Source organism: Pseudomonadota bacterium (assembly GCA_023229365.1).
In the GTDB taxonomy this organism is placed as follows: domain Bacteria; phylum Myxococcota_A; class Polyangia; order JAAYKL01; family JAAYKL01; genus JALNZK01.
In genome coordinates, this window is record JALNZK010000185.1 from 1 (window position 1) to 7,795 (window position 7,795).

The 7,795-nt window shown below is 69.7% G+C and carries 6 protein-coding genes, 1 tRNA gene and 1 riboswitch; of the genes, 4 read left to right on the forward strand and 3 right to left on the reverse strand.

Annotated elements, in window-relative coordinates; genetic code table 11:
- Nucleotides 1–141: 141 nt before the first annotated feature.
- Nucleotides 142–215 (reverse strand) — tRNA-Arg (locus tag M0R80_30150).
- 80 nt (nt 216–295) lie between these two features.
- A riboswitch (cobalamin riboswitch) is annotated at nt 296–515 on the forward strand.
- Nucleotides 516–563: 48 nt separating this feature from the next.
- Between M0R80_30150 and M0R80_30155 the strand changes: the two genes are divergently transcribed.
- From M0R80_30155 to M0R80_30165, 3 genes are read left to right on the forward strand one after another with little or no spacing between them, the layout of a single operon-like run.
- Nucleotides 564–2,612 carry a TonB-dependent receptor gene (locus M0R80_30155; protein MCK9463901.1) on the forward strand — a complete coding sequence of 683 codons (2,049 nt, stop codon included), beginning with the start codon at nt 564–566 and terminating at the stop codon, nt 2,610–2,612.
- 2 nt (nt 2,613–2,614) lie between these two features.
- Nucleotides 2,615–3,727 (forward strand): hypothetical protein, encoded by a 1,113-nt coding sequence (locus M0R80_30160; GenBank protein MCK9463902.1) that lies wholly within the window; start codon nt 2,615–2,617, stop codon nt 3,725–3,727.
- Nucleotide 3,728: 1 nt separating this feature from the next.
- A complete protein-coding gene (locus tag M0R80_30165; protein ID MCK9463903.1) occupies nt 3,729–4,463 on the forward strand; it encodes an LIC_13355 family lipoprotein in 735 nt (244 codons plus the stop codon).
- Here M0R80_30165 and M0R80_30170 read toward each other — a convergent pair.
- Nucleotides 4,460–5,920, reverse strand: a complete 1,461-nt coding sequence (locus M0R80_30170; GenBank protein ID MCK9463904.1) for an agmatine deiminase family protein — start codon at nt 5,918–5,920, stop codon at nt 4,460–4,462. The two genes, M0R80_30165 and M0R80_30170, sit on opposite strands and share 4 nt — an antisense overlap.
- A gap of 170 nt (nt 5,921–6,090) precedes the next feature.
- Here M0R80_30170 and M0R80_30175 point away from each other — a divergent pair, with 170 nt between their 5' ends.
- Nucleotides 6,091–7,302: a hypothetical protein gene (locus M0R80_30175; GenBank protein ID MCK9463905.1), complete on the forward strand. Its 1,212-nt coding sequence runs from the start codon at nt 6,091–6,093 to the stop codon at nt 7,300–7,302.
- Nucleotides 7,303–7,308: 6 nt separating this feature from the next.
- On the opposite strand, the gene M0R80_30180 is transcribed toward M0R80_30175, so the two are convergent.
- Nucleotides 7,309–7,467: a peptidylprolyl isomerase gene (locus M0R80_30180; GenBank protein MCK9463906.1), complete on the reverse strand. Its 159-nt coding sequence runs from the start codon at nt 7,465–7,467 to the stop codon at nt 7,309–7,311.
- Nucleotides 7,468–7,795 lie beyond the last annotated feature (328 nt).

A 7,795-nucleotide genomic window follows, 5' to 3' on the forward strand; every position in this document is an offset into this window, starting at 1 on the left:
GGTAGATCGTTGAGAAGGGGACCCGGAACCCGAGGGCGTGTTCGAGTTTTTTTGTCGACGTTTTTCACAACGCCCCCAAAATCGTTCGTAACAAGAAAAAAGCCTTCCGCGCTATCCACGCGAAAGGCTTTCTCTTTTCAGCGGGCGATGCGCGGCTCGAACGCGCGACCTTCGGTTCCGGAGACCGACGCTCTATCCAACTGAGCTAATCGCCCCGAGCCGGACTCGTTTATCCCAACGACGGTGCGGTGTCAAACGCGCGCCCGGAAACACCGCTTGCCGTCCGAGGCGCGGGCGCATACTGTCGCTTCTGGTTTCGCGCTCTTTAACAACGAACCCGATTCCGGAAACCAGGGAAGCCGGTGAAAAACCGGCGCGGTCCCGCCGCTGTGAAGCGGGGAGCTCGCGGTCATTCCGCCACTGGCCCAAGCGTGGGCTGGGAAGGCGATCGCGCGCGTGAGCCGAGAGGCTCGAACCCGTAAGCCAGAAAACCTGACCGGAGTCGTCACACCGCTCCCCGCGGAAAGGGTGGCATGGGTGTGCTTGGCCGGTCCACATTCCTGATGCTCGTCTCCGTCGTCGCGATCGCGACGGCTCCGGCGCGCACCTTCGCCGAGGGAGACGAGGTCGTCGAGCTCGACGCAGGCGCCGGCGAGGACGACGCGTACGAGACTGTCGTGCACGGGCGCCCGCGGCGCGCGACGGACGAGACGACCGCGCTCGCCGAGACGCTCGACGTCGGGGACGAGACGCGGCGGTTCGGCACCGTGAGCGACGCGCTCGCCCCAGCGGTCGGCGTAAATGTCCGCTCGCTCGGCGGGCCGGGCTCGTTCGGCGGCGCGAGCATCCGCGGTTCGTCCTCCAACCAGGTGCCGGTCTACCTCGACGGCGTGCAGCTCAACGCGGGCGGCTTCGACACGGTCGACCTCGGGGCGCTCGGCCTCGACGCGATCGATCGCATCGAGATCTACCGCGGCCACGTCCCGCCGTCGCTCCCGGCGGCCGGCATCGGCGGGGCGATCGTGCTCAGGACGAAGGAGTTCGAGCGGCCGTACTCCGAGCTGGCGGCGAGCTACGGCTCGTTCGGGTTGGCCCGCCTCCTCGCGCTGCACGCCAACCGCGTGGGCGGCACGCGGGGGCTCGCCCTCGTCTCGGCGTCGGGCGCGGAGGGCGACTTCCCGTACCTCGACAGGAACGGCACGCTGCACACGACGGCGGACGACGTCGTCCGGCGTCGGCGCAACAACGCGCACGTCGCCACGGAGGCGTTGATCAAGGTGGACGGCGAGGCCGGGCCGCTCTCCTGGATCCTCGCCGACGACTTCGGCGTCAAGCGGCAGGGGATCCCGGGCGCGGAGAGCCTGCCGTCCCGGCGGGCGTCGCTGCGCACCCTGCGCAACGCGGCGAGCGCGGCGGCCGAGCTGAGGCTCGACGAGAACGTCGCGCTCGCGGGGACGGCGTCGTACCTCGTCCTCACCGACGAGCTCGTCGATCCGCTGGACGAGGTGGGCGTCGGAGCCGGGCGGACGGCGTCGCGCGCCGACGCGGCGGGCGGCGGGCTGGCGCTCGAGGTGGGCGCGACGAGGCGGCACGCCTTCGCGATACGCGTCGACGGCCGGTACGAGCGGTTCGCGTTCGCCGACACGGGCGGGATCGCGGTCCCCGCCCCCGCGCGCCGCGTGACGACAGGGGCCGCGCTTTCGGACGAGTGGACGCCCGCGCCGTGGTTCCTCCTCGTCCCGGCGCTGCGCCTCGAGCACAGGGCGAGCTCCTTCGGCGGGGGCGATATCCCGGGCCACGCCGACACCATGCCGGCCGCGCGATCCAGCGACGTCACGGTGCAGCCGAGCCTCGGCGCCCGCGCCGACGTCGGGCGGGGGTTCGCGGTGCGGCTGAACGTCGGGCGGTACGTCCGGGCGCCGGATCTCGGCGAGCTGTACGCTGACCGGGGCATGACGGTCGGCAACCCCGAGCTGCGCCCTGAGGTCGCGTGGAGCGCCGACGCGGGGGTCTCGTGGCAGACCGAGAACGCCGGCGTGCTCGATGTCGGCCGGCTCGAGATCGCGGGGTTCGCGTCCGCGGTCCGCGATCTCGTCGTCTGGGTGCAGAACTCGCAGAGCACGGTGCGGGCCGAGAACGTCGGGAGCGCGGAGATCGCCGGGATGGAGGCGTCCGGGCGCGTGCTGCTCGGGGATTTCGTGTCGATCGAGGCCAACTATACGTGGCTCCACGCGATCAACAGGACCGACGCGCCGTACCTCGACGGGCGGCGCCTGCCCGGCCGACCCGTCCACGAGCTGTGGGCGAGGGTCGAGCTCTCGGACAGCTTCGGCGCGTTCGCCGCGCGGATCTCGGCGGACGTGGCGTACTCGGGGCTCACGTACCTCGATCAGGCGAACCTGAAGGACGCCGGCCTCGGCACCGCGCTCATGGGCCTCGCGATCGGCGTCACGCGCATCCCCGAGCGCCTCGAGCTGACCCTCGAAGCGCGAAACCTGCTCGACACGATCTCCGTCGAGGATCGGCGCGGCCGCCAGCGGCCGATCTCCGACTTCGAGGGGTACCCGCTGCCCGGTCGCACGCTCATCGCGACCTTACGATGGAGGAACTGACCGTGACACCGACTCTCTTCCGACTCGCCGCACCTTGCGCCGCGCTCGCCGCGCTCGCCGCGTGCGCCGGGGATGTCGCCCCGGCCGGGACGCCCGCGCCGGGGAGCGCCCTCGTCGTGACGACCGACTACGAGACCGGCGCGTACGCCGCGATCGATCCCGTCGCGCGCCGCGCCGTGCCGAACATCGACCTCATCCACAAGGACGCGGTGTGCCGCGCGGATCCGTCCACCGGGATGACGTTCGTCGTGTCGCGCCTCGGCGCCGACGCGATCGAGCTCGTGGACACCACCGACACGTGGGAGGTGATCGGCGAGTACTCGGTCGGCGCCGGGACGAACCCGCAGGACATCGCCGTCGTGTCGGCGGACAGGGCGTACGTGGCGCGCTACAAGGAGCCCTCGCTGCTCGTCGTCGATCCGCTCGACGGCACCCCCCTCGGCGAGGTCGACCTCACTCCCTACGCCGACGGGGACGGTTCGCCGGAGGCCGCGTGGCTGCTCTTCCACGGCGATCGCGTCTACGCCGCGCTCCAGAAGCTCGACGGGTACGAGGTGGACGGGCCGAGCGCCGTCGCGGTGATCGATGCGGCATCGGGCGAGGTGGAGCGGGAGATCCCGCTCGCGGGCGCAAACGTCTACGGAAAGCTGCGCTACGCGGCGGCCATCGACCGCGTCCCGCTCGTCGTGGTGGGACGGTTCGGCGCGCTCGACGGCGGCATCCAGCTGCTCGACCCGAACGACGACACCGTGTCGCCGTACGTGATCACCGAGGAGGCGCTCGGCGGCGATCTCGCGGACGCCGTGATCGCGGCCTCGGACAGGGGCTTTGCGGTGATCGGAGTGACCGCGGAGGGCGGCCAGGCGACGCGGCTCGTGCAGTTCGATCCGAGCGCCGGGACGGTGGTCGCGACGCTGATCGATGACGACGACTGGGATCTCGGGTTCATCGAGCTCGATCCGGACGGCGACGAGCTGTGGGTCGCGGATCGCAGCCCGGAGGCGCCCGGCGTGCGCGTGTTCGACGCCGAGACCGGCGCGGAGCTGACCGACGGGCCCATCGACGTGGGGCTGCCCCCGTTCATGATATGCTTCGCGGCGAGCGGGGGGCGCTGAGGTGCGCGCTCTCTTCATCGCGTTCGTCGCGGCGGCCGCCCTCGCCGGGTGCGGCGGGGACACGAACGGCACGGACGCGGCGGCCGAGCTCGCGGACACCGTCGTCGAGGCGCCGGGCGCTACGGGCGAAGGGCTGAAGGACGCGGATCACACGATCGACGGCGTGCACGGCGCGGGCGCGACCGCCGGCAACTCGGACGACGTCTTCTCCCTCGGCTACGGGGCGGGCGTGGATGACCGCGTCATCCTCGCGTGGAGCGGGCGCCGCGTGACGAACGGCGCGGGCGCGGACTTCGCGGTGTTCGAGAACGCGTTCCAGATAGGCGGCGGGCCAGAGGCGTTCATGGATCCCGCGATCGTCTACGTGTCGCGCGACGGCGAGACGTGGGTGGCGTTCCCGAACGACTACCGCGGCGCGGACGAGACGGTGTACTCCGCGCTACAGGGGGATTGGCTGGGGTTCGCGGGCGTCTCGCCGGTGCTACTGAACGACGAGACCAACCCGGTCGATCCGTTCGACGCCGCCGCGGCGGGCGGCGATCACTTCGATCTCGACGCGCTGCCCGACGACGCGGGCGAGGCTGCGGCGATCAAGGCCGAGGGGTTCCTCTACCTCATGATCGTCGCCGCACCGGCCGAGGAGAACCCGGACACGGGCGCGCCGTACGTCCGGGACGCGATAAGCGACGGCGCGGACATCGACGGAGTGTACGGGCGGTACCTCGTCGAAGACTAACCGAGAATCAGGGAGAGGAACGACGCGGCGGTCGGTGTCCCGACCGTCATGCAGCCGCAGCCGTCGTCCGAGGAGCCGCCCGAGTCGTCCGCGCCGCCGTCCGCGTCGGTGTCGGTGTCCGTGTCGGAGCTGGCCTCGGTGTACTCGTAGTCCTCCTCGGCCGGCATCTCGTGCGTGATGCAGTGGATCGCGCCGGCGAGCGGGATGATGTGATCCGAGTCGATCGCCCAGACCTCGACGCCGTTCGGCGCCGCGGCCTCGTACGCCGTGATCGCCTCGGCCTCCTTGTCGAGCAGGTAGTCGGCGGTCTCGTCGTTCTGCGGTTCGTAGTAGGACGGCATCGCCACGACGCCGTTGATGATCTGCGAGTTCATGTATGATCGGTAGACCCACCAGCCGCCGTCCTCGTAAGGCTCGAGCATCGGCAGGCGCGTAATCACCCAGGGCTCGCCCTCGAGGTTCGTCGTCGCCTCGAGGATCGCGAGGTTGTCCTCCTGATCCTGGTAGTCGTTCGGGAAGTGCGGGTCGGAGCAGTGGCCGCTCGACTCGCCCGACTCGGTCTCGCCCGTGAAGTGAGTGTCCGTCGGGTACTGCCCGAGCAGGATGGAGTGGCGCCCCAAGATCTTCGCGTAAAGATCGATGTGGCCGGTCGCGTCCAGGCAGATCGGGTTGAGGATGATCATCTGCTCGCAGCCGAGGTAGTCACGGAACTCGTTGGTGACGTCCTCGTCGCTCCAGCCCGTGGGCTTCTCGTAGCCGTACAGGATGTTGGAGAAGAAGCACGTGCCCGCGCCATCGGTCATGATGTTGCCGCCGCTCACTTGGTGCGCGCTCTCGCTGAGGGGGGCCGGCGAGCCGTCCGCGTTGAACCAGGAGTCGGCCGCGACCACGCCCGGGATTGCGTTGTCGAGGGGGCGCGTCGATCCGTAGTCGAAGTCGACGATGTGCCGTGTGCCGTCCTCCTCGCGGACCGTCTCCGGGCCGTAGTCGCGCACCCAGATCGTGTTCACGGGGTAGTCGAGGTATGTGTAGGCGTCCGCAGGGACACCGACGTCGTCGAGCAACGTCTGCAGGTAGTTCTGGGTCGTCGTGTTGTCCATGATGATGTAGACGTGCGCGACGCCCGAGTAGGCGTCGATCATGTCGCGCCACATCGGGAAGTATGCTCCGCCGTAGTTGATGACCGTGATGAGCGCCGAGTCCATCGGCTCGAACTCGCCGGGCCGGAGGACGCCGGTCGGCGGCGGCGCGGGCAGGGCGCTCGCCGCGGGGGGGGCGTACTCGGTCTCGTACGCCGGATGGTAGAGCCACGGATTCGCGATCTCGTCCGCGGTCGGGAGGACCCGGGGCGGGCGCCTGACGCTCGAGGGGATCTCCTCGGGAGCGCCTTGGGCGGACGCCGATGTGCCGAAGAGGGTGCATGCCAGGGCGACCAGGGAAACGAGCCGACTTCTCATTCGAATCTCCTTTGGAATGAAGCGCGCGGGAGTGTGTGGCATTTGAGATATGGTGCGTCCGAACGTGTCATGCGGCAACTCGATTAGTTATTCATCGGCCATGTCCCCTGTCTGGGCGCCCGGTTTCGGGGTACGCTCGGCCCGTGGTCGCGGATCGTCGGAGGTGTCCCATGAAGGAACGCATCGTCCTCGCGCTGGTCGTCGGAATCGCCGCCTCGGGCTGTATCGTGCACAACGCGCGCGGGACGCCCGACGACACCGCGGAGCCGGAGGGGCGCGCCGCCGAGGCGGAAGGGGAGGCGTGCGAGCTCGCCCCCGGGATCGACCCCGTGCGCGCAGCGCCGGCGATGCCCCGCGTGGTCGCGCCGGACGGGGTGGTCGTGAAGGCCGCCGAGGCGACCGTGGAGCTCGCCGCCGACGGCGCGGTCAAGGTCCGCTGGGAGCTGACCCTCTCGAACGGGGGGGGGGCGCGCGCCGAGGCGCTCGTCGGCTACGCGTTCCGGGTGCACGGCGGCGGCGACGAGCGGCCCACCGACGGCGTGTCGTTCGAGAGCTCGGTCGAGGCCGTGAGGTGCTCCACAATGAGCGCGCCCGAGATGCACGCGGTCTACCGCGACGAGACCGCCTACGTCGTCGTGCCGTTGGAGGCCGGGGCCGAGGCGAAGCTGTCCGGAGCGGCGTCGTTCAGGTTCCAGCGCGCGTCGTCGCCGATGACCATCCTCGGGCAGAAGGACGTATTCGCGTTGAACCTCAAGAACTTCGCGTGGTCCTACGTGAAGGATCCCGTCTACTCCGAGGTCGCGGCCCGGGTGAAGCCGTTCCACGGCTCGGTAGAGCTCCTCGCGGCCGACTCGCTCCGCGTGACGATCACCGCCGCCGGCAAAAGCTGGCTGCGCGCGATCTCGTTCGAGCAGAACGCCGTGGCGGTCCAGAAGGTCGGGGCGCACCAGCTGCGCTTCGGCCCGGGCGAGGCGCCGTCGGCTGTCGAGATCGAGTTCGACCCGGAGCTGGAGTTCGGGGACGAGATCGCGGCGTTCCGGAAGCTCGCAGGCGCGCGCGAGACCGATCTGCGGGCCGCCATCCACCTCGCGGATCTGCTCCTTTTCGGCGGCGACGCGGGCGAGCGGGCGAAGCTCCTGGAGAAGCTCCTCGCGGCCTGGGACGCGAGCGCCGAGGCGCAGCTCCTCACCGGGCGCAACGACGTCCGCGCCGCGGCGTACGTGGCGCTCGTCCGATCGCTCGAGGCGGCCGGGCGCTCGGCCGACGCCCGCAACCGGGCCGCCGAGGGCTTGGAGATCGCGAAGTCGCTCGACGCGAAGGCGGACGTGAACCGCCTGGCGGTGAGCTGGCTGAAGAAGTACGTCGGCGAGACGGACGACTGATCGGCGCTACTCCACCTGCGTCGCGGACTCGATGATCACGGGCACGACCGGGACGTCGCTGGAATCGGTCTCGACGACGGAGATCGCCTCGACGACGTCGTAGCCGGAGAGCGTGTCGCCGAACGCCGCCCCCGAAACATGGCCCGAAACATGGCCCCGAAACATGGCCCCGAAACATGGCTCAGACTCATTCTACAGTTTGGCGAACGGTTCGATGAACGATCAGAAACGTTCTGTGACGACGGATGGAACATGAGGTCACGATCGTACCGGTTTCGGGGTACACACCTTCGAATGGGCTGCGAGAGAGGTGTTCTCGTTGAGTTGTGGTTGAGCAGGCCTGTCATCGGCAGGCTGAAAGTAGAAGCAGCCAAACAGTTTCCAAGAAACCGGATGGACGTCCGTTGTGAGGCGGTGGGATTCGCTACAACGCCGACGCGCTGTACATTGTGACGAGCGGCGGGCGGAACGAGCCGTCCGGGAACTCGACCGC

Excerpts from the sequence above, each read along its gene's own strand:
- M0R80_30155 (MCK9463901.1), top strand. The coding sequence starts at position 564 with ATGCTCGTCTCCGTCGTCGCGATCGCGACGGCTCCGGCGCGCACCTTC.
- M0R80_30170 (MCK9463904.1), bottom strand. The coding sequence starts at position 5,920 with ATGAGAAGTCGGCTCGTTTCCCTGGTCGCCCTGGCATGCACCCTCTTC.
- M0R80_30175 (MCK9463905.1), top strand. The coding sequence starts at position 6,091 with ATGAAGGAACGCATCGTCCTCGCGCTGGTCGTCGGAATCGCCGCCTCG.
- M0R80_30180 (MCK9463906.1), bottom strand. The coding sequence starts at position 7,467 with ATGTTTCGGGGCCATGTTTCGGGCCATGTTTCGGGGGCGGCGTTCGGC.